Genomic DNA, 20199 nt, shown 5'->3' on the forward strand with positions numbered 1-20199 from the left:
CGTCGCCGCCGCCCTCGTCGTGCTGGGCGTCGCGGTGGTCGCCTCCCTGCCCCACGACACCCCGGGCCCGGGCCTCCCGTCGATCTCCGCCCCCGCCGAGCCGGGCCCGCTCCACACCAGCGAGGGCCTGGAGCGGATGCTCGCCGCCGCCCGCGAGGAGTTCGGCGACGCCCCGATCGACGTCCTCACCGTCCACGGCAACCGCGCGACCCTGATGTACGAGGACCCCACCGAGCCCGGCAAGCGCCTGTCGCACCAGTTCAGCGGGGGCGAGTGGCAGGAACCCTCGTTCCACTCGCGCACCGAGTCGGCGACCTTCCGGCTCGACGGGATCGACGCCACCACGGTCATGGACGCACTCGAGTCCGCGCCCGCCGAGCTGGGCCGCGAGGGCGCCCCGGTCAGTCACGTCTCGGTGTTCGCCGACGTGTTGGGCGAGCCCGAGTTCACCGTCGCCGTGCACGCCGGCGAACGCCTGGGGACGGTCCGCTACGACCACGACGGCGACGTCCTGCGCGTGGACGCCCCGAACTGATCCCGTCACCGGCCCCGGCCGGGCCCGCGCGGGGGTAACGGAATTCTCACCCGCGGCTATCCTCGGGGCCATGGTCACCACCTCTGGTCCAAAGCCCCTCCGGGCCACGGACGCCGATCGCGCCGCCGTGCTCGACGCCCTGGACACGGCCCACGACTCCGGGCAGCTCGACCGCGTGGAGCACTACGAACGCGTCCGCGCGGCCACCGCCGCCCGCCACCTCGACGAGCTCCGTCCGCTGGTGACCGACCTCCAGGGCAAGGTCCGCCTCCCCGCCGGCCGCACGCCCGCCCGGCGGACGGACACCTCGTCGTCATCCCACCACACCACCTCCCTCTCCGGCGAGCAGACCCGCAACATCGAGGTGCCTCAGTGGTCCACCCGCAAGCGCGTCGCCGTGCTCACCGTGGTCCTCGCCGGGGCGCTGAGCCTGTTCCTCGCGCTGGCGCCGCTGAGCGACGACACGCGGCCGATCGACGACCCCGGCGAGTCCGTGATCGCCCGACCCGCACCCGCGGGGGACGAGGGGACCGGGGGCGACGACGGCGAGGCCCGCGTCTTCGACATCCCCTCGGCGCTCTCGGCGGAGGGCCTCACCCGCATCCGCGACACCGCACCCGACGCCGCCGGCTCCGAGGTGGCCACCGACCTCGTGGTGTACTCCGAGTACGCGGTCCTCACCTGGCCCGACGCGGAGCACCCCAGCCGCGAGTTCCGCATGACCTACCGCGCCGGCTGGGACGACCGCGACGACTCGCCCGCCTCGCCCCTGCCCGACCCGACGTTCCGGATCGCCGACATCGACCCGGCCCTCGTCGCCTCCGTGGTCCGCGGCGCCCCCGAGACCCTCGGAATCCCCGACCCACCAGCACGTACGTCATCATCGACGCCGACGAGCAGGGCCTGCCCCAGTACCAGGTGTACGTGAGCAACGACGTCCACCTGAGCGGCTACCTGCTCGTGGACCACACCGGAGAGCCCAAGAGCATCCACGCCCCGTAGACGGCCTCCTCAGTCGAGAAGATCCAGGTAAGCCTTCCGAGCCTTCATTGCGTGGATGATCTCGATAGAACCATCGTCATACCGCAGCGCGACGATCTCGAGCACCCGACCCACAGTGTCGAACCCCAGGGCAAGAATGCGTTGTGGATGGTCATCGTCGAGTGGACCGGTCAGCAGCGGAGAATCGAATGCGGTGCGAATCTCCCCTTCGGTCAGGCCATGCTTGAACGCCGACCGCCGGAGGATCACGAGGCCGAGGCCCACTCCGCGAGTGCCCTGCGGATCGCGTCGGACCGGTTGAGGTGCTCGCGCTCCGCACGTGCCATCACGGCTTCGAGCTCAGCGTCCGTCAAACGGACGGGGACGACCTTGGACGTGCCACCCGCGCGAACCGGCCTGCCCATTCGCGGGCGGAGCCATTCCGGGTCATATCCCTTTTCCGCCTCGTCGACCCACTTGTCGATCTGGCTCTCGGTCACATCGCGACCCTCGATCTTCCGCTCCATGGCGACTAGTGTAATACGAATGTCCTCGGCGGTCACCCCCGCGCACGTGCCGTGCCCTAGACGCCCCTTCCAGGGCACCCCAGGTCAGCGCGCCGCCGCGCCGGGGGCCCCGCCGAAGCCCCTCAGTCGAGGAGCGTGGCGAGCTTCTCGATCTCCTCGACCGACCGGCAGGTCACGACGAGCATCGTGATGCCGGCGGCCTCCCACTCGGCGATCTGTTCGCGCACGTAGGCCTCGTCGCCGATGATCGCCGTGGCCTCCACCATCTCGTCCGGCACCGCGGCGGCGGCCTCGTCCTTGCGGCCGGCGCGGAACAGGCGGGTGATCTCCTCGACCTCGTCCGCGAAGCCCATGCGGCGGAACGCCTCGGCATGGAAGTTCTTCTCCTCCGCGCCCATGCCGCCGGCGTACAGGGCGGTGAACGGCTTGTAGGCGTCGAGCACCGCGCGGCGGTCGTCGGTGATGTGGAGCTGGCAGAGGAACGCCACCTCGAAGTCCTCGCGGGTGCGGCGCGCGCCCGGGCGGGCGAAGCCCTCGTCGAGCCAGGCGTTGAACTCCGACGCCGTGCGCGGGGAGGCGAGGAAGCCCAGCCAGCCGTCGGCGATCTCCGCGGCCAGCGCCACGTTCTTGGGGCCCTCGGCGCCCAGCCAGATGGGTACGTCCTCGCGCAGCGGGTGGACGATCGACTTGAGCGGCTTGCCCAGACCGGAGGCGTCGTCGCCGGCGTACGGCAGCGTGTAGGCCGGGCCGTCCGAGGTCACGGGTTCCTCGCGCCGCAGGACCTTGCGGATGATGTCGATGTACTCCCGCGTCCGCGCGAGCGGCCTGGCGAACGGCTGGCCGTACCAGCCCTCCACCACCTGCGGCCCCGAGACGCCCAGGCCCAGGCAGAAGCGGCCGCCGGACAGGTGGTCGAGCGTCAGGGTGCTCATCGCGGTGGCCGTGGGCGTGCGCGCCGAGAGCTGCACGACGGCCGTCGACAGGCGGATGTTCTCCGTCATGGAGCCGTACCAGGCCAGCGGCGTGAACGCGTCCGACCCCCACGCCTCGGCCGTAAAGACGGTGTCGAACCCCGCCCGGTCGGCGGCCACTACGAGCTCCGCGTGGTCGGCGGGCGGCTGCGCGCCCCAGTACCCCAGCTGCAAGGCGAGTTTCATACGCCCATCATGCACCCTCACCCGGCCGATGGAGCCGACGTTGTGGCACCGGCCCTCCGGCGCGGGCACAACCCGTTTGCCGGAACTCCTCCGCTCGACGAGTGGAACGTGTTCTACTTGCGGGCGTGACGTCCAGAGAGATCGTGGTCGACATCGCTCCCCCCGAGGAACCGGTGCTCTCGGCCCCACTGACGCCCTCGTTCGACTACACGCGCTCGACGGGCCCCGTCCTCGGCGCGTTCTTCACCGGCCTGCGCGACGGTCGCGTCGTGGGGTGCCGCGACTCCCGCGGCACCGTGCACGTGCCCCCCGTCGAGTACGATCCCCACACCCACGAGGCGCTGGACGAGATCGTCGAGATCGGTCGCGGGGAGGGGATCGAGGGCCTCGTCGTCACATGGACCTGGGTCCACTCCCCCGCCGACGTGCACCCGCTCGCCGAGCCCTTCGCGTGGGCGCTCGTGCGGCTCGACGGCGCCGACACCGCCACCCTCCTCCCCCTGGCCGCCGACGGCCCCGACGCCGTGTCCACCGGGATGCGGGTGCGGGTCCGGTGGGCCGCCGAGCGCGTCGGGTCGATCCGCGACATCGCCTGCGTGGTCCCCGTCGACGACGCGGGCAGTGCCACGGGGAGTGGCGCGGAGGGTGACGACGACGAGGTCGCCGTCGCGTCCGCCGGCGACTCCGAGCCGGTCACGACCCTCGTCACGCCCATCGGGCTGTCCGTGACCCACACGGCGGCGCCCGCGGAGAGCGCGTTTCTCCGGGCGATCGTCGAGGGCCGCCTACTCGGGCGCCGACGCTCGAACGGCCCCGAGGTGTACGTGCCGCCGCGCGACTACTGCCCGTCCGACGGGGTGGCCATGGGCGAGTACGTCGAGGTCGCCGACGTCGGCACCGTGACCACGTTCGGCATCGTCAACGTGCCGTTCGCGGGGCAAGAGATCAAGCCCCCGTACGTCACGGCCTACATCCTGCTCGACGGCTCCGACGTTCCCGTCCAGCACCTAGTCCTGGGCTGCGAGGCCTCGGAGATGCGGATCGGGATGCGCGTGCGCGCGGTGTGGGCGCCGGAGTCCGAGCGGCCCGCGTCCATGAAGGCCATCACGCACTTCGAGCCCAGCGGTGAGCCCGACACCGATCCCGCCACCGTCGCCACACACCTGTAGAGGACACCTCGTGACCCAGACTGCTCCCCGGGACGTGGCCGTCATCGGTTTCGCCCACGCCCGCCATTCCGAGTCCACGTTCGGCACAACCAACGGTGTCGAGATGCTCGCCCCCGTCTTCGCCGAGTGCTACCGGCAGACCGGCCTCGACCGCACCGACATCGAGTTCTGGTGCTCGGGCTCGTCGGACTACCTGGCCGGCCGCGCCTTCTCCTTCATCTCCGCCGTCGACTCGATCGGCGCCGTGCCGCCGATCTCCGAGTCGCACGTGGAGATGGACGCCGCCTGGGCACTGTTCGAGGCGTACCTCAAGATCGCCGCCGGCCACGCCGACACCGCACTGGTCTACGGCTTCGGAAAGGCCTCCGCCAGCGCGGACCTCGACACCGCGCTCGCACTGCAACTCGACCCCTACACCGTGGCCCCGCTGTGGCCGGGCCGCCATCACGTGGCCGCGCTGCAGGCCCGGTCCGGCATCGACGCCGGGCGCTGGTCGGAGGCCGAGATGGCCGCCGTCGCCGCCCGCGCACACGGCCGGGACGCCACCGAACTCCTGGACGAGCCGTACATCGCCGACCCGCTGCGCCGCCACGACTGCCCGCCCGTCACCGACGGCGCCGCCGCGATCATCCTCGCCGCCGGCGACCGCGCCCGCGAACTGGTCGCCGACCCGGCCTACATCTCGGGAATCGAGCACATCGCCGACTCCGCCGAGTTCGGGGCGCGCGATCTCACCGACTCGCCCTCGGCCCGTGCTGCCGCGGCCCGGGCGACGGGCTCGTCGTCGTCGGACCGTCCCGACCTGGGCGGCGTCGGCGTCGCCGAGCTGCACACCCAGTACACCCACCAGGAACTGCTCCTCCGCGCGGCGCTGGGCCTGGCCGACGACGTCACGGTGACCCCGTCGGGCGGCTCGCTGGTCACCGACCCACTGTTCTCGGCGGGGCTCGAGCGCATCGGCTACGCCGCCGAGGCCATCTGGTCCGGAGCCACCGAGCGCGCCCTGGCCCACGCGACCAGCGGCCATCTGTTGCAGCAGAACCTCATCTGCCTCCTGGAAGGACGCACCGCATGAGCGCCCACAGCTCCGGCCTGCCCGCCGCCGTGCTCGGCACCGGTCAGACCCACCACGTCTCCCGCCGCACCGACGTCTCCATGGCCGGCCTCTGCCGTGAGGCCATCGACGCCGCCATGGCCGACGCCGGGGTGGGCTGGGACGATATCGACGCGGTGATCGTCGGCAAGGCCCCCGACCTGTTCGAGGGCGTCATGATGCCCGAGTTGATGATGGCCGACGCCCTGGGCGCCGTGGGCAAGCCGCTGCTGCGCGTGCACACCGCCGGCTCCGTAGGCGGATCCACCGCGATCGTGGCCGCCTCCCACGTCCAGTCGGGGCGGTACCGCCGGGTACTGGCCGTGGCGTGGGAGAAGCAGTCCGAGTCCAACGCAATGTGGGCCCTGTCGCTGCCCGTGCCGTTCACCGCGCCGGTCGGCGCCGGGGCCGGCGGATACTTCGCCCCGCACGTGCGCTCCTACATCCGGGGCACCGGCGCCCCGGAGCACGTGGGCGCCATGGTCGCGGTCAAGGACCGGCTCAACGGCTCCATCAACCCGTACGCGCACCTCAAGCAGCCCGACATCACCGTCGACACGGTGCTCGAGGGCCAGATGCTGTGGGACCCGATCCGCTTCGACGAGACCTGCCCGTCCTCCGACGGCGCGTGCGCGATCGTGATCGGTGACGCCGACGCCGCCGAAGCCGTGGAGTCCGACGGCCGCCAGGTCGCCTGGATCCACGCCACCGCCCTGCGCACCGAGCCGGGCACCTTCGCCGGACGCGACTACGCCAACCCGCAGGCCAGCCGCGATGCCGCGGCCGCACTGTGGGCCGAGGCCGAGATCACCAACCCGGCCGAGGAGATCGACGCCGCCGAGATCTACGTCCCGTTCTCCTGGTTCGAGCCCATGTGGCTGGAGAGTCTCGGGTTCGCGGCCCCCGGCGAGGGCTGGCGCATGACCGAGTCCGGCGCCACCGCGCGCGACGGCTCGCTACCGGTCAACCCGTCCGGCGGCGTCCTGTGCTCCAACCCGATCGGCGCCTCGGGCATGCTGCGGTTCGCCGAGGCGGCCCGCCAGGTGATGAATCGCGCCGACGAGCACCAGATCCCCGACGCCCGGAAGGCCCTCGGGCACGCCTACGGCGGGGGTTCGCAGTACTTCTCGATGTGGGTCGTGGGAACGGAGCGTAAGTCATGAGCAACCCCTACCTGGACGAGACCGGCCAGTACCGGCCACTCGAGTTGAGCGACGCCGCCCTAGCGAGTCCCGCCTACGCCGCCGCGCGCCGGTCGTGGGCGGCGACCAACGCCGGTGCCCGTGAGGCCTGGATCGCCGGCTGGTCGCCCGAGGGCTGCATCGAGGACCCCGTCGGTCCGTCGATGTTCGATCCCGAGGGCGCCGGCCACCGCGGTACCGAACGGCTCCTGGAATTCTGGGAGAAGGCCGTGGCCACCCCGGACCACATCGAGTTCCGCTTCGACCGCGGGATCGCCGCCGGCGACGAACTACTGTGCACCGGCACCATGCGCACGCATATGGGCGAGAACATCATGGACATCGACATCGCCGTGGACTACCGCGTCGACTCCGACGGCCGCCTGGTCTCCCTCCGCGCCTTCTGGGAACAGGAGGTCGCGCTGACCTCGGGCCTGCGGCCGCTCACCGACGACGACAAAGCCGCCATCGCCGGCGCACTCCGGAAGGACAACTGAAATGGCACGTGTAGTGGACGTCGAATTCTCCGTCCCGGTCTCATTCTCCCCCGTCGACCAGTACATCTCGATCGCCCGCGGCGCCGAGGCCGCCGGATTCGACCGGGTCGTCCTGCCGGATTCCCTGTTCCATCCGCGTCGTCAGGACAAGGAGTACCCGTACACGCCGGACGGCTCGCGCATGTGGGATGAGAATACCGAGTGGGTCGAGCCACTGATCGCCTCCGCCGCGATGGGCGGGGCCACCTCGACCATCCGGTTCTCCCCGCAGGTGCTCAAGGTCGGGCCGCGGAACCCGCTGCTGTTGACCCGGCAGGTCGCCTCCGTCGCACTGATGACCGGCAGCCGGCTCGACCTGGGCGTGGGGATCGGGTGGGACCCCAACGAGTTCGAATGGTGCGGCGCCCCGTTCAAAGGTCGCGGCAAACGGGTCGACGAGTCGCTGATGATCATGCGCGAGGGACTGAAGGGCGAGTGGATGGAGTTCCACGGCGACCACTTCGACTTCGATGAGCTCATCTTCACCCCGGCCCCGTCCGAGCAGGTGCCGTTCTACGTGGGTGGACACACCGAGATAGCCCTCAAACGTGCGGCACGGATCGGCCAGGGCTGGACCAGCGCGATGATGAAGTTCGACGAGATCGCGGCCACCGTCACGCGCCTGCGCGAGTTGCTCGAGGCCAGCGGCCGCTCGCTCGCCGACCGCGGCGACGGCAAGCCCTTCGCCATCCAGGTGGTCTGCCTGGACAGGTTCGGCACCCGTGGTTTCACCGAGCTGGCCGAGGCCGGGGTCACGGACATCATCGTGTTGCCGTGGATGATCGAGGGACTCGGCTACGACGCCACGGCCCAGCAGAAGATCGATTCGCTCCACCGCTTCGGCGAGAAGTACGGCCTCACCGGCTGACACCCGGCCTGCGGTGCCGATCAGGCGGGCACGTGCGCAGCGATGTCCTGGTACCGCCCGAGCTAGGACAGCCGGTCCCGCTCGGGGCGCCTCCCTCGCCGCGTACGCCTCCCCACCTCCCGCGGGAGCGTCTCCCCCGTGCGAGGGCGACCCCGGAAACACGTCAGCCCCGGCCCGGCCTGCGACAGCAGACGAGACCGGGGCTGCTCGGCCACCGCAGGGTGCGCGGCCGTGGGTGCGGTGTCAGCTCAGTGAATGACCGGGCACTTGAAGTCGACCTTCCAGTCCTGGATGGCGTTGAGCCAGCCCGAACGCAAGCGGGTCGCGTCGCCCATCGAGGTGATGTCGGGCATGTGGTCCGCGATCGCGTTGAAGATCAGCTCGATCTGCAGCTTCGCCAGGTTGGCGCCGATGCAGTAGTGCGGCCCGTTCCCACCGAACGTCAGGTGCGGGTTCGGATCACGCAGGATGTCGAAGCTGAACGGGTCCTCGAAGACGTCCTCGTCGAAGTTCGCCGAACCGTACATGATCGCGGCACGGTCACCCTTCTTCATGGTCACGCCTCCGATCTCGACATCCTCGGTGGCGGTGCGCTGGAACGAGGAGATCGGCGAGGCCCAACGGAGGATCTCGTCGTAGGTGGTCTCCGGGCGCTCGGCTTTGAACAGCTCCCACTGGTCCGGGTTCTCCAGGAACGCGATCATGCCGTGGGTCGTCGCGTTGCGGGTGGTCTCGTTGCCGGCCACCGCGAGCAAAACCACGAACCAGCCGAACTCGTCCGCGGTGAGCTGCTCGCCGTCGACGTCGGCCTGGACAAGCTTGGTCACCAGGTCGTCCCGCGGGTCGACCTCGCGCTTAGCGGCCAGCTCCATAGCGTAGCCGAGGATCTCGGCGTTGGCGGCGTTGGACTCGTCCGCCAGTTCCGGGATGTCGTAGCTGGTCATCTTGTTGGACCACTCGAAAATCTGGTGGCGGTCCTCCTGCGGGATACCGATGAGTTCGGCGATGGCCTGCAGCGGGAGTTCGGAGGCCACCTCGGTGATGAAATTTCCCCCGCCCTTGGCGGCCGCGGTCTCCACGATGTTCCGCGCCTTCTCGGCGAGGTTCTCACGCATCTTCTCGATGTTCCGCGGGGTGAACCCCTTGGAGATGATGCGGCGGTACTTCTTGTGCTCGTCGCCGTCCTGGTTGATGAACAGGAAGCGCGTCATCTCGACGATCTCGCGCTCGGTCCCGGGCGCGAAGCGCGGGATCGCAGTGTTCTCCCAGGTGGAGAACACCTCGTTGGTGCGCCGGGAGATCTCCTTGACGTCTGCGTGCTTGGTGACGACCCAGTAGCCGTCGTCGTCGTACCCGTCCGCGCCCGGCTCATTGGCGCACCACCAGATCGGCTCGGTCTGCCGCAGGTGCATCCACTCCGGATGTGGAAGTCGCTTCTGGTAGAGCTCCGGGTCGGTGAAGTCGAACCCCTCGGGAATGGTGACTGGCTGCACTGGCACTCCTTGGCCGCGTCGGTTTGCGTCAGGTGTTCACTCCCACAACCCGGATACTGCGAACCCCTCGCCCGGGCTGTAATCTAGAACACGTTGCACACACCATACTAGAACACGTTCAGCTCCGGCCAGGCCTACTTCCGGCCGGATTCCCGGAAGGAAAACCATGGGAAATCCCGTCATCGTCGAGGCCGTCCGGACCCCGATCGGAAAGGCTCGCGGCGCACTGTCGGGCCTGCACCCCGCGCACCTGTTGGGCGCTTCGCAGAAAGAGGTCATCCGGCGCGCCGGGATCGACGCCGCGCTCGTCGAGCAGGTCGTCGGAGGGTGTGTCACCCAGGCCGGAGCCCAGGGGAACAACGTCACCCGCGGCGCCTGGCTCGCGTCGGGGTTGCCGTGGCAGACGGCGTGCACGACCATCGACTGCCAGTGCTCGTCCGCGCAGCAGGCCAATCACTTCATCGCCAACCTCATCCACGCGGGGGCGATGGACGTCGGGATCGCGTGCGGCGTCGAGTCGATGAGCTGGATCGCGCTGCGCGCCGCTGTCGGTGACGGTTCCAACGGGATGCCTCGCCCGGACGACTGGGACGTCGACCTGCCCGACCAGTTCACCGCCGCCGACCGGATCGCGAAGCGCCGCGGGTTGAGCCGCGCCGACCTCGAGGAGCTGGGCGTACGGTCCCAGGCCAATGCGAAGCGCGCGTGGGAGGAGGGCCGCTTCGACCGGGAGACCTTCGCCGTCGACGCCCCCGAGCGCCTCAAGGACGGCACCTACACCGGCGAGACGGTGACGGTCACCCGCGACCAGGGGCTGCGCGACACCACCGCCGAGGCACTGGCGTCCCTCAAGCCCGTCATGGAGGGCGGACTGCACACCGCCGGGACCTCCAGTCAGATGTCCGACGGTTCGGCCGCCGTCCTGCTCATGGATGAGGACGTGGCCAAGGCGCACGGGCTGAAGCCGCGGGCACGGATCCTCCACCAGGCCCTCGTGGGCGGCGAGCCCGAGTACCACCTCGACGGCCCGGTCCAGGCCACCCAGCGGGTGCTCGACCGCTCCGGCATGTCGATCTCGGACTTCGATCTCTTCGAATGCAACGAGGCGTTCGCCTCCGTGCTCCTAAGCTGGGCGCAGGTGCACGGGCCCGACATGGACAAGGTCAACGTCAACGGAGGGGCCATCGCGATCGGCCACCCCGTCGGCAGCACCGGGTCGCGGCTCATCACCACCGCCCTGCACGAGCTCGAGCGCACGGACGGCGAACGCGCCCTCATCACGATGTGCGCGGGAGGCGCCCAGGCCTCGGCGAGCATCATCGAGAGGATCTGACATGAGCAACGCCATCGAGACGGCCGCGAACCACCGGCGGGAGGTCTTCGCCGCCGTGTCGTCGGCCGACGGCCCCGAGGACGCGGTCCGCGCCATCGCACGCCTGCTATCGGTGTCCCCCGACGAGGCGGCCGAGGTCCTGCGGGCCCCACTCGAGGCGTTCGCCGGCTCCCCCTCCGGGGGGCCCGCCGGAGGGGCAGGACAGGGCTTCACCCTCCGGCCCTTCACCGAGTCCGAGGAGCACACATCCCTCTATCACGCGCGCTCGTCCGATGAGACGTCCGCGACCGGCGGGACCTGGGACCGGGAGAAGACCGAGCAGGAGCTGCGGAACGGGCTGGGCCGAATCGAGGCGGAATCGGCGATGTGGTTCGTGGCGGTCGACACCGACCGTGACGCGCCCATCGGGCTCGTCTTCGGTGAGCAGATCGACAACGGTGACGTCGATGTGGCCATCTGGATCCGCCCCGAGGAGCGCAAGAAGGGTTTCGGGCTCCGGTCACTCAAGGAGAGCCGACGCGAACTCGCCGCATTCTTCCCCGGCAAGCACCTGATCGTCCGCGCGCCGATGGCCGGTAACCGGTGAGCGGAGCCGGTCCCACGCCCGAGACCGGCGTCGACGACCCGAGGCGGGGCGCGCCGTGGGTCGTGGGCGCCATCAAGGCGATGTCGCGGGTCAACACGTGGGCGTACCGGGCGTCCGGCGGGCGGGTCGGCGGATCCTGGCGGGTGGGTTCCGCGCTGCGGGCCCCGGTCCCCGTGTGCCTCGTGACGACGACCGGCCGCAAGTCCGGCGAGCCGCGGACCGTACCGCTGCTCCACCTCCCGGACGGGGACCGGGTCCTGCTCGTCGCCTCCCAGGGCGGACTCCCCAAGCACCCCCAGTGGTACTACAACGTGCTGGCCGACCCGAACGTCACCGTCCAGGTGGGTCGCCGTCGTCGCGCGATGACGGCGAGAGAGGCGACCCCGTCCGAGCGCGCCGAGTTGTGGCCCAGGCTCGTCGAGCGCTACGCGGACTTCGCCGATTACCAGGCCAACACCAGCCGGGTCATCCCGGTCATCATCTGCGAACCGAAGACCTGACCGAGGCGACGGCTGAGGCCGGGGTTCCCGACCGGGAGCCCCGGCCTCAGCCGTTTTCGGCACCATTGACCCCAGGTGACACTTCCGCACCAAATCCTTATCAATCCATTGACACCGCCCTTTCCTTAGGGGATTCTCACCTGTAGCCGACGACTCGAGCAGTACGTATGCGGATAGACAGCGATCCCGGGGGGATTGCTCTCAGGAAAAAGAGATTTAATGAACAGGTCAACACGGGCTGCCGCGATCGCAGCCGCCGCGACCCTCGCGGTCTCGGGGGCCACCGGTACGGCCAGCGCCCAGGACTTCGGCAGCATCGGGGACCTACTGGACCCGATCGGGGCCATCCTCGACCCCTTCACCGGCTCCGCCGGTGACCTTGCCGGAGGCTCGGCCGGCCTCAGCCCCCTAGAGGGGTCTTCCGACCTTGCCGGCCTCGGCAGCACGTCTCTCCTCGAAGGCTCGTCTGAACTGACCGGCCTGGGCAGCAGCGACCTCCTCGGCGGCTCGTCCGACCTCACCGGCCTCGGCAGCAGCAACCTCCTCGGCGGCTCGTCCGACCTGGCCCCTCTCACGGGGTCCACGGGCATGGGCTCGCTCGGGATGGCCCCGCTGTCCACCAACCTGCTCGGCGGCTCCGCCGAGTTCGGTTCGTCCGACCTCGAGCCCCTGACCGGTTCCGACGGCATGGGTTCCACCGGCATGTCGCCGCTGTCCACCGAACTCAACCTCCTCGGCGGCTCCGCGGAACTACCCCCGCTGTCCGCCAACTTCCCGGACGGTTCGACCGAGGGCATCGGCGGCTCTGCGGAGCTCGTCGGTGAGGGCATCGCCGGGTCGCTGACCAACGGTTCCGCCAACCAGCTCGCAGGGTCGGTGGAGAGCAACACCGCCGACCCGATCATCGGCTCGATCGCCGAGGGCGGCATCCTCCCGGCGCTGTCCGGTTCCATCTCGGAGACCTCCGGATCCCTCTCGGGCAACGGCGGATCGACGGGCCAGAGCTCCGATCTGATGACGGGATCGACCGGTGGCAGCGCCGAGGTCATCACCGGTTCGTTCGGTGAACTCACCGAGGTCAACGGCTCGCTCACCGCGCTCACCGGGTCTCTCGAGAACGGCTCCATGCAGGGCACCTTCTCGACCAACCTGGGTTCGGAGATGGGCGCACTCGCCTCCCTCGAGAGCTTCGCCAGCCTCGGCGAGAGCGGCACGGGGAGCCTGCTCCCGGTCCTCGCCCTGGGCGCGTCCGCCGGAGGTGGCGCCATGGTCGCGACGGCCGCCGCGAACGGGACCCTCGCGCTCCCGCCGCTGCCCGGCCTGCCGCCGCTGCCGACCGTCTGCGACCTCCCGCAGGCCCAGGTCGACCAACTGGCCGGACTCGGTTCCGTCGACGCGCAGCAGTGCCCGGAGCCCGGCGCCTGACCTCGCCCGCCCCAACCGGCTCGCGAAACGAAGAACCCCGCACCATCACGGTGCGGGGTTCCTCGTTGTCGTGGCGGAGTCAGCGAGCCCCGTAGACCGGCACCGGGGTGGGCGACTCGTCGAGCAGACGGGGCACGACCGACCCGAGCTCCGCGGGCTCCCACTTGGCACCCTTGTCCTCGGACGCGGCACGCTGCCACCCGTCGCAGACGGTGACCTTGCCGCCCTCGACCTCGAACACGCGGCCGGTCACCTGCGCCGACTCCTCGGAGCCCAGCCACACGACCAGCGGCGAGATGTTGGCCGGGTCCATGGCATCGAAGGACCCGTCCTCGGGCGCGGCCATCTGCGAGGCCATTCCCTCACCCGCGGAGGTGGTCATGCGAGTCCGCGCGGCCGGAGCGATTGCGTTGGCGGTGACCCCGTAGCCCTTCATCTCGGCGGCGGTCTGGATGGTCAGCAGCGCGATGCCAGCCTTGGCCGTGGCGTAGTTGCCCTGCCCCACCGATCCGAACAGTCCGGCGCCGGACGAGGTGTTGATGACCCGGGCCTGGCGCGGGCGACCGGCCTTGGACTCGGCGCGCCAGTACTCGGCGGCGTGCCGCAGCAGGGCGAAGTGCCCCTTGAGGTGGACGTTGATCACGTTGTCCCAGTCCTGCTCCCCCATGCCGACGAGCATCTTGTCACGCAGGAAGCCGGCATTGTTCACCAGGACGTCGAGTCCACCGAAGGTGTCGATGGCCTGCTGGACGAGCTCGCGGGCCCCCTCCCACGAGGAGATGTCGTTCCCGTTGACCACGGCGTCGCCGCCGGCGGCCTTGATCTCCGCGACGACCTGCTCGGCCGGGGACTCCCCGACGTTGGATCCGTCGAGGCCCGCCCCGAGGTCATTGACCACGACCTTGGCACCCTCGGCGGCGAAGGCCAGCGCGTGTTCGCGGCCGATCCCGCGGCCGGCGCCGGTGACGATGACGACGCGTCCGTCGCAGATTCCCATGGTTGTTCTCCTTGCTCGTGGGTGGTCAGTGCTTGTTGTCGGCGGTGGACGCCGCGAGGAACGCGGGCTTCTCGCCGCCGCCGTGGACCAGCAGCTCGGCCCCGGTGATGTACGCGGCCAGGGGCGAGGCCAGGAATGCCGCGGCCTGGCCGACGTCCCGCGGGTCCGCCATCCGGCCCATCGGGATCGTCGCGTCGACGGCCGCCACGCCGTCGGAGTCCCCGTAGTGCATCTCTGCCAGTTCGGTCTTGACCGGACCCACCACGACGGAGTTGATGCGGACCGCGGGCGCCCACTCCACCGCGAGGGACTGCGTGAGCGAGTCGACGCCCGCCTTGGCGGCGCCGTACGACGCGGTGCCGGGTGAGGGCCGGTGACCGGAGACGGACGAGATGTTGATGATCGCCCCGCCGGTCGGCTGCATGACCCGGTTGGCCTCCTGCGACACGGTCAACGCCGACAGCAGGTTGAGGGCGACGATCTTGGCGTGGAAGTTGGCGCTGGCCTCCGCGGCCAGGGCGAACGGTGCGCCCCCGGCGTTGTTCACCACCACGTCGAGACGTCCGTGCCTGGCGACGATGTCGTCGACCATCGCGCGCACCGCATCGGCGTCGCGGAGATCGACCGAGTGAAACTCCAGATCGGCCACGTCGGAGCCCTCATCGGCGGGCCGGCGCGCGCAGGTGACGACGACCGCACCGGCCTCCCGGAAGACCGTGCTGATGCCGGCGCCCACGCCGCGTACGCCCCCCGTGACGAGGACGACCTTCCCCGCCAGACCCAGATCGATGTTCGTCATGCGTGCTAGCCTACCAAGCAAGCGTTTGGTTAGTCACTGTGCCGTCCCAGACGGCCGTGGCGTGGGAAGGAGCTCCATGGGCATCAACGTCGACAAGGGCGCAGACGGGATAGCCACCGTCACGGTCGACTACCCACCTGTCAACGCCATCCCGTCCACGGGATGGTTCGAACTCGGCGAGCAGATCCTCGCCGCGGGCCGCGACCCCGACGTCCACGTCGTGATCCTCCGAGCCGAGGGCCGGGGATTCAACGCGGGCGTCGACATCAAGGAGATGCAGGACTTCGAGGGGTTCGACCACCTGCTGGCCGCCAACCGCGGCTGCTACGTCGCGTTCAACGCCGTCTACGAGTGCGCAGTCCCCGTGATCGCCGCGGTGAACGGGTTCTGCGTGGGCGGCGGAATCGGCCTGGTGGGCAACGCCGACTGCATCGTCGCCTCCGACGACGCGGTGTTCGGCCTGCCCGAGGTGGACAGGGGGGCGCTCGGCGCCGCCACGCACCTGGCCCGGATGGTCCCCCCGCACATGATGCGCACCCTGTATTTCACGTCGCGCAACGTCACGGCGCAGCAGCTCCACTCATGGGGCACCGTCTACAACGTGGTCCCCCGCGACCAGCTGGACGCCGCGGCGCGCGACCTCGCGGAGACCATCGCGGCCAAGGACACGCGGGTCATCCGGGCGGCCAAGGAAGCCATCAACCACATCGACCCGGTCGACGTGAAGTCCTCGTACCGCATGGAGCAGGGATTCACGTTCGAACTCAACCTCGCCGGCGTGGCCGACGAGCATCGCGACGAGTTCGTCAAGACGGGCCAGAATCTGGACAAACGAGACAAGCGATCCGAGAGGACGGGCGAGAACAAGTGAGCAGCACCCCCCCCCCGCGCGACAAGCGCACCAGCCTGGACGAGGCCGTCTCACGCCTCTCCAGCGGCATGACGATCGGCATCGGCGGCTGGGGTTCCCGACGCAAGCCGATGGCCCTGGTACGCGCGATCCTCCGCCGCGAGGACCTCACCGACCTCACCGTCATCACCTACGGCGGCCCGGACCTCGGCCTGCTGTGCTCGGCCGGCAAGGTCTCCAAGGCCTACTACGGCTTCGTCACCCTGGACTCCGCCCCGTTCTACGACCCGTGGTTCGCCACGCGCCGCACCGAGGGGTCGATCATCTCCCGCGAGATGGACGAGGGCATGGTGCGCGCGGGCCTCACCGCCGCCGCGCAGCGCCTGCCGTTCCTGCCGACCCGCGCCGGCCTCGGCTCGGACGTCTTCCGGTTCTGGGGCGACGAGCTCAAGACCGTCGACTCGCCGTACCAGGTCGACGGCAAGACCGAGACCCTGGTCGCGATGCCCGCCCTGCGCATGGACGCTGCGCTGATCCACCTGGACAAGGCGGACAAGCACGGCAACGCCGCGTTCACCGGCGCCGACGGGTACTTCGACGATCTCTACGCCATGGCCGCGGACACCGTCCTGCTCGAGACCGACGAGATCGTCGACTCCGCGGACGCCCTGATGAACGAGGTCGGCCCGCAGCGCATGCTGCTCAGCCGCATGTTCGTCGACACCGTCTCCGAGGCCCCGAACGGCGCCCACTTCACGTTCGCGGGTGGCTACGGCCGCGACGAGGCGTTCCAGAAGCACTACGCCGCGTCCGCGAAGGACGAGACGTCGTGGAAGGCGTTCGTCGACGAGTTCCTGTCCGGGTCCGAGGAGGACTACCAGAAGGCCGTCACCGCGTTCGCGGAGAAGGTCGCTGCCGAGAAGGCCGCCCAGAAGGGAGCCAAGTGATGTCCGACGTCACCACCGAGTCCGCCACCACTCAGTCCATCAGCAGGGCCGAGTACTGCGCTGTCGCCTGCGCGGAGATCTTCGCCGGCGCCGGTGAGATTTTCGCCTCGCCGATGACCCCGATGGCCACCATCGGCGCGCGTCTGGCCCGGCTCACCACAGAACCGGACCTGCTCATCACCGATGGTGAGTACCGCTTCCTCGGGCAGACCCCGCCGCTGGGCAAGACCATCGACTTCGAGGGGTACATCCCGTTCCCCCGCGTCTTCGACGTCCTGCAGGCCGGCACCCGCCACGTGGTGATGGGCGCCAACCAGATCGACCGCTTCGGCAACCAGAACCTCTCCGCGTTCGGTGACGACGTGCAGAAGCCCACCCGCCAGATGTTCGGCCTGCGCGGGGCGCCCGGCAACTCGATCAACCACGCCACCAGCTACTGGGTGGGCAAGCACTCCTCGCGGGTCTTCACAGCGAAGGTCGACGTCGTCTGCGGCGTCGGTTATGACCGCTACACCGAGGGTGACCCCGCCTTTCGTTACCACCACATCCACCGGGTGGTCTCCAACCTGGGCGTGTTCGACTTCGGCGGCGCCGACCGCAGCATGCGCGCGGTCAGCCTGCACCCGGGCGTGACCGCCGACGAGGTCGCCGAGAACACCGGTTTCGAGATCGAGGGCCTGGCCGACGCCGCGGTCACCCGCGACCCCTCGGCAGAGGAGCTGCGCATCATCCGCGAGGTGTTGGACCCGCGCGGGTTCCGCGACCGCGAGGTGCCGGCCGCATGAGGGTCCCGACACTGTCCACCGCCTTCACCGAGCTCGTCGGTGTCGAGTACCCCATCGTCCAGACGGGCATGGGCTGGGTCTCCGGACCCGAGCTGACGGCGGCCACGGCCAACGCCGGCGGACTGGGGATCATCGCCTCGGCAACCATGACCTACGCCGAGCTCGAGGACGCCATCGTGCGGACCACGAAGCTCACCTCCAAGCCCTTCGGCGTCAACCTCCGGGCCGATGCCGAGGACGCCGCCGAGCGGTGCGAGTTGATGATCCGTCACGGGGTGAAGGTCGCGTCGTTCGCCCTCGCGCCCAAGCCGGAGTTGATCGCCAGACTGAAGGAGAACGGCCTCGTCGTCGTCCCCTCCATCGGGGCGGCCAAGCACGCCGTCAAGGTCGCCTCCTGGGGCGCCGACGCGGTGATCGTCCAGGGGGGTGAGGGAGGTGGCCACACCGGCCAGGTCGCCACCACTCTGCTCCTCCCCAGTGTCATCGACGCCCTCGGTGGCGCGGGGAACACCTCGATCCCCGTGGTCGCCGGCGGCGGTTTCTTCGACGGCCGCGGACTGGTCGCGGCACTGTCCTACGGCGCCGCCGGCGTCGCGATGGGCACCCGCTTCCTGCTCACCAGCGACTCGCAGGTGCCCGACGCGGTGAAGAGGCAGTACCTCGAGCGCGGGCTGCAGGACACCGTCGTCTCCACCCGTGTCGACGGCATGCCGCACCGCGTCCTGCGCACCGGCCTGGTCAACGCCCTCGAATCGGGCAGCCCCCTCAAGGGCATGGCCGCCGCCGTCCAGAACGCCAATAAGTTCAAGTCCATGACCGGGATGAAGTGGCAGCAGCTCGCCAAGGACGGCCTCAACATGAGGAAGGCGTCCGACCGGACGTGGCAGCAGATCGTCATGGCCGCCAATACCCCGATGCTGCTCAAGGCCGGGCTGGTCGAGGGCAACACCGAGGCCGGAGTCCTGGCCTCCGGTCAGGTCGTGGGCATGATCGACGACCTGCCGAGCTGTGACGAACTGATCCAACGGATCATGACCCAGGCTCACGAACGGCTGGAGGGGCTGCGAGGGCTCGGCTCACACTAACCTCGCCGGACCACCCCGTCCCGGCGGACCCGATCGCGCACCCGTACGGCCCCACCCGGCCGGCGGGTGCGCCGTCATTTCCGCGCCTATGTTTCCAGTGTGACACGAGTGAACTAGAGTGACGTCCATGACACGCTCCCGCCTCGTCGCCGCCACCGCCCTCGCCGCCGGCCTCACCGTGGCCGCGGCGCCCGTCGCCTCGGCCGCCACCTCCACCCACGCCGTCCAGGGCACCACCGTCTCCGCCACGTTCACGGTCGAGCAGGGCCAGCTGTTCGACACGTGCGCCGCCCTGCTCGCGCCGTCGGGCAAGACGCCCGAGATCGCCGGCCGGCTCACGAGCGGCGACCTCTCCGACGTCGTCGGCAGCGCCGACCGCGACCCCTCCGTGATCGCCCTGCGCGCCGGCGCGCTCCCCGTCGCGGCGCCGACCGCGCTCGGGCCGGCCACCGTCCGCGCCACCGACGTGCCCCCGAACGTCTACTCGCTGGTCACGGTGTGCCTCAGCGACCGTCAACCTGAGATCACGCCCTTCATCATGGTCGGCGACCCGATCGCCGCGGTCGGCGGCAGCCTGGCCACCCTCGGCGAGGGCGACCCGGTCGCCGCCGGATCGTCACTGCTCGAGAAGGCCATCGCCGGGGGCCTCTTCTAGTCCGCTCGAAGAGAGGGAAGGCCTCGACCTCGGGGGCCGAACGGTTTAGTATTCACTTACTCATCCGTTTCGGTGACGCGCGTCACTACGCTCCCCCGGAGGTCCCCATGACCCTTCGCACCACCACACGCGTGGCCGCCGCCCTCGGCGCCGCCACCGCCCTCACCGTCGCCGGCGCCGGCACGGCGATGGCCGCCACGACGTCTCACTCCGTGAACAACCAGACCAACACCATCTCGGTGACCTTCGCGAAAGAAGGAACCTTGGACGTCGACCTCTGCTTTGCGGCCGTCGCGCCCACCGCGGACGCCGCCGAGCTCATCGAGCAGTTCCAGGCGGCGGCGAACCTCAACATCGACGCCATCTGGGACATCGTCTCCGGCAACACCGCCGCAACGGCACTCCGGACCGAAAACTTCCTCGACTCTCCCGTCACGTCGGTCCTCCTCGGGGATTCCACGGTGTCCGCCGAGGTCGAGCCCAACGTCTACACGCTCGTCTCCAAGTGCACCGGTGAGGCCCTCTACATCAGGCCCGGCGTCATCGTGGGCAACCCGATCGAGGCCGCCCAGGGCAGCATGGACTCGCTCTCGACCGGCGACTCCCTCGGCGCGCTGTCGACCGTCATGCAGGGTGGCGACGGCGGCGGCAGCATGCCCGGTAGCGGCGGCGGCACCGGCAGCGGCGAGTGATCACC

At 70.1% G+C, this 20199-nt stretch carries 23 protein-coding genes; 17 read left to right on the top strand and 6 right to left on the bottom strand.

Annotated elements, in window-relative coordinates:
• A partial coding sequence (locus HMPREF3086_RS19030) for a hypothetical protein (RefSeq protein WP_168169091.1) occupies positions 1–535 on the top strand: 535 nt, incomplete at its 5' end.
• 70 nt (positions 536–605) lie between these two features.
• Complete coding sequence (locus HMPREF3086_RS12485) at positions 606–1463, top strand: DUF1707 SHOCT-like domain-containing protein (protein ID WP_070722152.1); 858 nt, start codon at positions 606–608, stop codon at positions 1461–1463.
• Positions 1464–1546: 83 nt separating this feature from the next.
• On the opposite strand, the gene HMPREF3086_RS12490 is transcribed toward HMPREF3086_RS12485, so the two are convergent.
• The 3 genes from HMPREF3086_RS12490 to HMPREF3086_RS12500 all read right to left on the bottom strand — a co-directional run bounded on the left by HMPREF3086_RS12490 (position 1547) and on the right by HMPREF3086_RS12500 (position 3200).
• Positions 1547–1801, bottom strand: coding sequence for a BrnT family toxin (locus tag HMPREF3086_RS12490; RefSeq protein WP_061227386.1), 255 nt, complete (start codon positions 1799–1801; stop codon positions 1547–1549).
• Positions 1783–2043 (bottom strand): ribbon-helix-helix protein, CopG family, encoded by a 261-nt coding sequence (locus HMPREF3086_RS12495; protein ID WP_061227387.1) that lies wholly within the window; start codon positions 2041–2043, stop codon positions 1783–1785. Before HMPREF3086_RS12495 ends, HMPREF3086_RS12490 begins: the two co-directional genes overlap by 19 nt.
• Positions 2044–2165: 122 nt before the next feature.
• Positions 2166–3200, bottom strand: coding sequence for an LLM class F420-dependent oxidoreductase (locus tag HMPREF3086_RS12500; protein WP_070722153.1), 1035 nt, complete (start codon positions 3198–3200; stop codon positions 2166–2168).
• Positions 3201–3325: 125 nt separating this feature from the next.
• Here HMPREF3086_RS12500 and HMPREF3086_RS12505 point away from each other — a divergent pair, with 125 nt between their 5' ends.
• From HMPREF3086_RS12505 to HMPREF3086_RS12525, 5 genes are read left to right on the top strand one after another with little or no spacing between them, the layout of a single operon-like run.
• Positions 3326–4369, top strand: a complete 1044-nt coding sequence (locus HMPREF3086_RS12505) for a Zn-ribbon domain-containing OB-fold protein (protein WP_246830986.1) — start codon at positions 3326–3328, stop codon at positions 4367–4369.
• Between the two features lie 10 nt (positions 4370–4379).
• Complete coding sequence (locus HMPREF3086_RS12510; RefSeq protein ID WP_070722156.1) at positions 4380–5444, top strand: lipid-transfer protein; 1065 nt, start codon at positions 4380–4382, stop codon at positions 5442–5444.
• Positions 5441–6625: a thiolase domain-containing protein gene (locus HMPREF3086_RS12515; RefSeq protein ID WP_070722158.1), complete on the top strand. Its 1185-nt coding sequence runs from the start codon at positions 5441–5443 to the stop codon at positions 6623–6625. The genes HMPREF3086_RS12510 and HMPREF3086_RS12515 overlap by 4 nt, the downstream gene beginning before the upstream one ends.
• Positions 6622–7140: a nuclear transport factor 2 family protein gene (locus HMPREF3086_RS12520; protein WP_083324435.1), complete on the top strand. Its 519-nt coding sequence runs from the start codon at positions 6622–6624 to the stop codon at positions 7138–7140. Before HMPREF3086_RS12515 ends, HMPREF3086_RS12520 begins: the two co-directional genes overlap by 4 nt.
• Position 7141: 1 nt before the next feature.
• On the top strand, positions 7142–8047 hold the full coding sequence (locus HMPREF3086_RS12525; protein WP_061227392.1) for a TIGR03619 family F420-dependent LLM class oxidoreductase: 906 nt from the start codon (positions 7142–7144) through the stop codon (positions 8045–8047).
• A 248-nt stretch (positions 8048–8295) separates the two neighbouring features.
• Here HMPREF3086_RS12525 and HMPREF3086_RS12530 read toward each other — a convergent pair whose 3' ends face one another.
• Positions 8296–9540, bottom strand: a complete 1245-nt coding sequence (locus tag HMPREF3086_RS12530) for a cytochrome P450 (RefSeq protein ID WP_070722159.1) — start codon at positions 9538–9540, stop codon at positions 8296–8298.
• Between the two features lie 166 nt (positions 9541–9706).
• Between HMPREF3086_RS12530 and HMPREF3086_RS12535 the strand changes: the two genes are divergently transcribed.
• From HMPREF3086_RS12535 to HMPREF3086_RS12550, 4 genes are all read left to right on the top strand, one after another.
• The gene (locus HMPREF3086_RS12535; protein WP_070722162.1) at positions 9707–10873 is read left to right on the top strand and encodes a steroid 3-ketoacyl-CoA thiolase; all 1167 of its coding nucleotides are present in this window, start codon (positions 9707–9709) and stop codon (positions 10871–10873) included.
• A 1-nt stretch (position 10874) separates the two neighbouring features.
• Complete coding sequence (locus HMPREF3086_RS12540) at positions 10875–11459, top strand: GNAT family N-acetyltransferase (RefSeq protein ID WP_070722164.1); 585 nt, start codon at positions 10875–10877, stop codon at positions 11457–11459.
• A complete protein-coding gene (locus tag HMPREF3086_RS12545; protein ID WP_070722167.1) occupies positions 11456–11959 on the top strand; it encodes a nitroreductase family deazaflavin-dependent oxidoreductase in 504 nt (167 codons plus the stop codon). Before HMPREF3086_RS12540 ends, HMPREF3086_RS12545 begins: the two co-directional genes overlap by 4 nt.
• A gap of 219 nt (positions 11960–12178) precedes the next feature.
• Entirely contained in the window at positions 12179–13384 is a 1206-nt protein-coding gene (locus tag HMPREF3086_RS12550) for a hypothetical protein (protein ID WP_070722168.1), read from the top strand.
• Between the two features lie 79 nt (positions 13385–13463).
• Here HMPREF3086_RS12550 and HMPREF3086_RS12555 read toward each other — a convergent pair whose 3' ends face one another.
• The gene (locus tag HMPREF3086_RS12555; RefSeq protein ID WP_070722170.1) at positions 13464–14381 is read right to left on the bottom strand and encodes an SDR family oxidoreductase; all 918 of its coding nucleotides are present in this window, start codon (positions 14379–14381) and stop codon (positions 13464–13466) included.
• Positions 14382–14406: 25 nt separating this feature from the next.
• Positions 14407–15180: an SDR family oxidoreductase gene (locus HMPREF3086_RS12560; RefSeq protein WP_070722172.1), complete on the bottom strand. Its 774-nt coding sequence runs from the start codon at positions 15178–15180 to the stop codon at positions 14407–14409.
• A gap of 76 nt (positions 15181–15256) precedes the next feature.
• On the opposite strand from HMPREF3086_RS12560, the gene HMPREF3086_RS12565 reads away from it, so the two are divergent.
• The 6 genes from HMPREF3086_RS12565 (at position 15257) to HMPREF3086_RS12590 (ending at position 20194) form a co-directional block, all read left to right on the top strand.
• Positions 15257–16051: an enoyl-CoA hydratase family protein gene (locus tag HMPREF3086_RS12565; protein WP_070722173.1), complete on the top strand. Its 795-nt coding sequence runs from the start codon at positions 15257–15259 to the stop codon at positions 16049–16051.
• Positions 16048–16977 carry a CoA transferase subunit A gene (locus tag HMPREF3086_RS12570; RefSeq protein ID WP_070722174.1) on the top strand — a complete coding sequence of 310 codons (930 nt, stop codon included), beginning with the start codon at positions 16048–16050 and terminating at the stop codon, positions 16975–16977. Before HMPREF3086_RS12565 ends, HMPREF3086_RS12570 begins: the two co-directional genes overlap by 4 nt.
• Positions 16977–17762 carry a CoA-transferase subunit beta gene (locus HMPREF3086_RS12575; protein ID WP_070722176.1) on the top strand — a complete coding sequence of 262 codons (786 nt, stop codon included), beginning with the start codon at positions 16977–16979 and terminating at the stop codon, positions 17760–17762. Before HMPREF3086_RS12570 ends, HMPREF3086_RS12575 begins: the two co-directional genes overlap by 1 nt.
• Complete coding sequence (locus HMPREF3086_RS12580; protein ID WP_070722178.1) at positions 17759–18847, top strand: NAD(P)H-dependent flavin oxidoreductase; 1089 nt, start codon at positions 17759–17761, stop codon at positions 18845–18847. The genes HMPREF3086_RS12575 and HMPREF3086_RS12580 overlap by 4 nt, the downstream gene beginning before the upstream one ends.
• A gap of 127 nt (positions 18848–18974) precedes the next feature.
• Positions 18975–19502 (top strand): hypothetical protein, encoded by a 528-nt coding sequence (locus HMPREF3086_RS12585; RefSeq protein ID WP_070722181.1) that lies wholly within the window; start codon positions 18975–18977, stop codon positions 19500–19502.
• Between the two features lie 107 nt (positions 19503–19609).
• Positions 19610–20194 (top strand): hypothetical protein, encoded by a 585-nt coding sequence (locus tag HMPREF3086_RS12590; RefSeq protein WP_070722183.1) that lies wholly within the window; start codon positions 19610–19612, stop codon positions 20192–20194.
• Positions 20195–20199 lie beyond the last annotated feature (5 nt).

Source organism: Dietzia sp. HMSC21D01 (genome assembly GCF_001815995.1).
GTDB lineage: Bacteria > Actinomycetota > Actinomycetes > Mycobacteriales > Mycobacteriaceae > Dietzia > Dietzia cinnamea.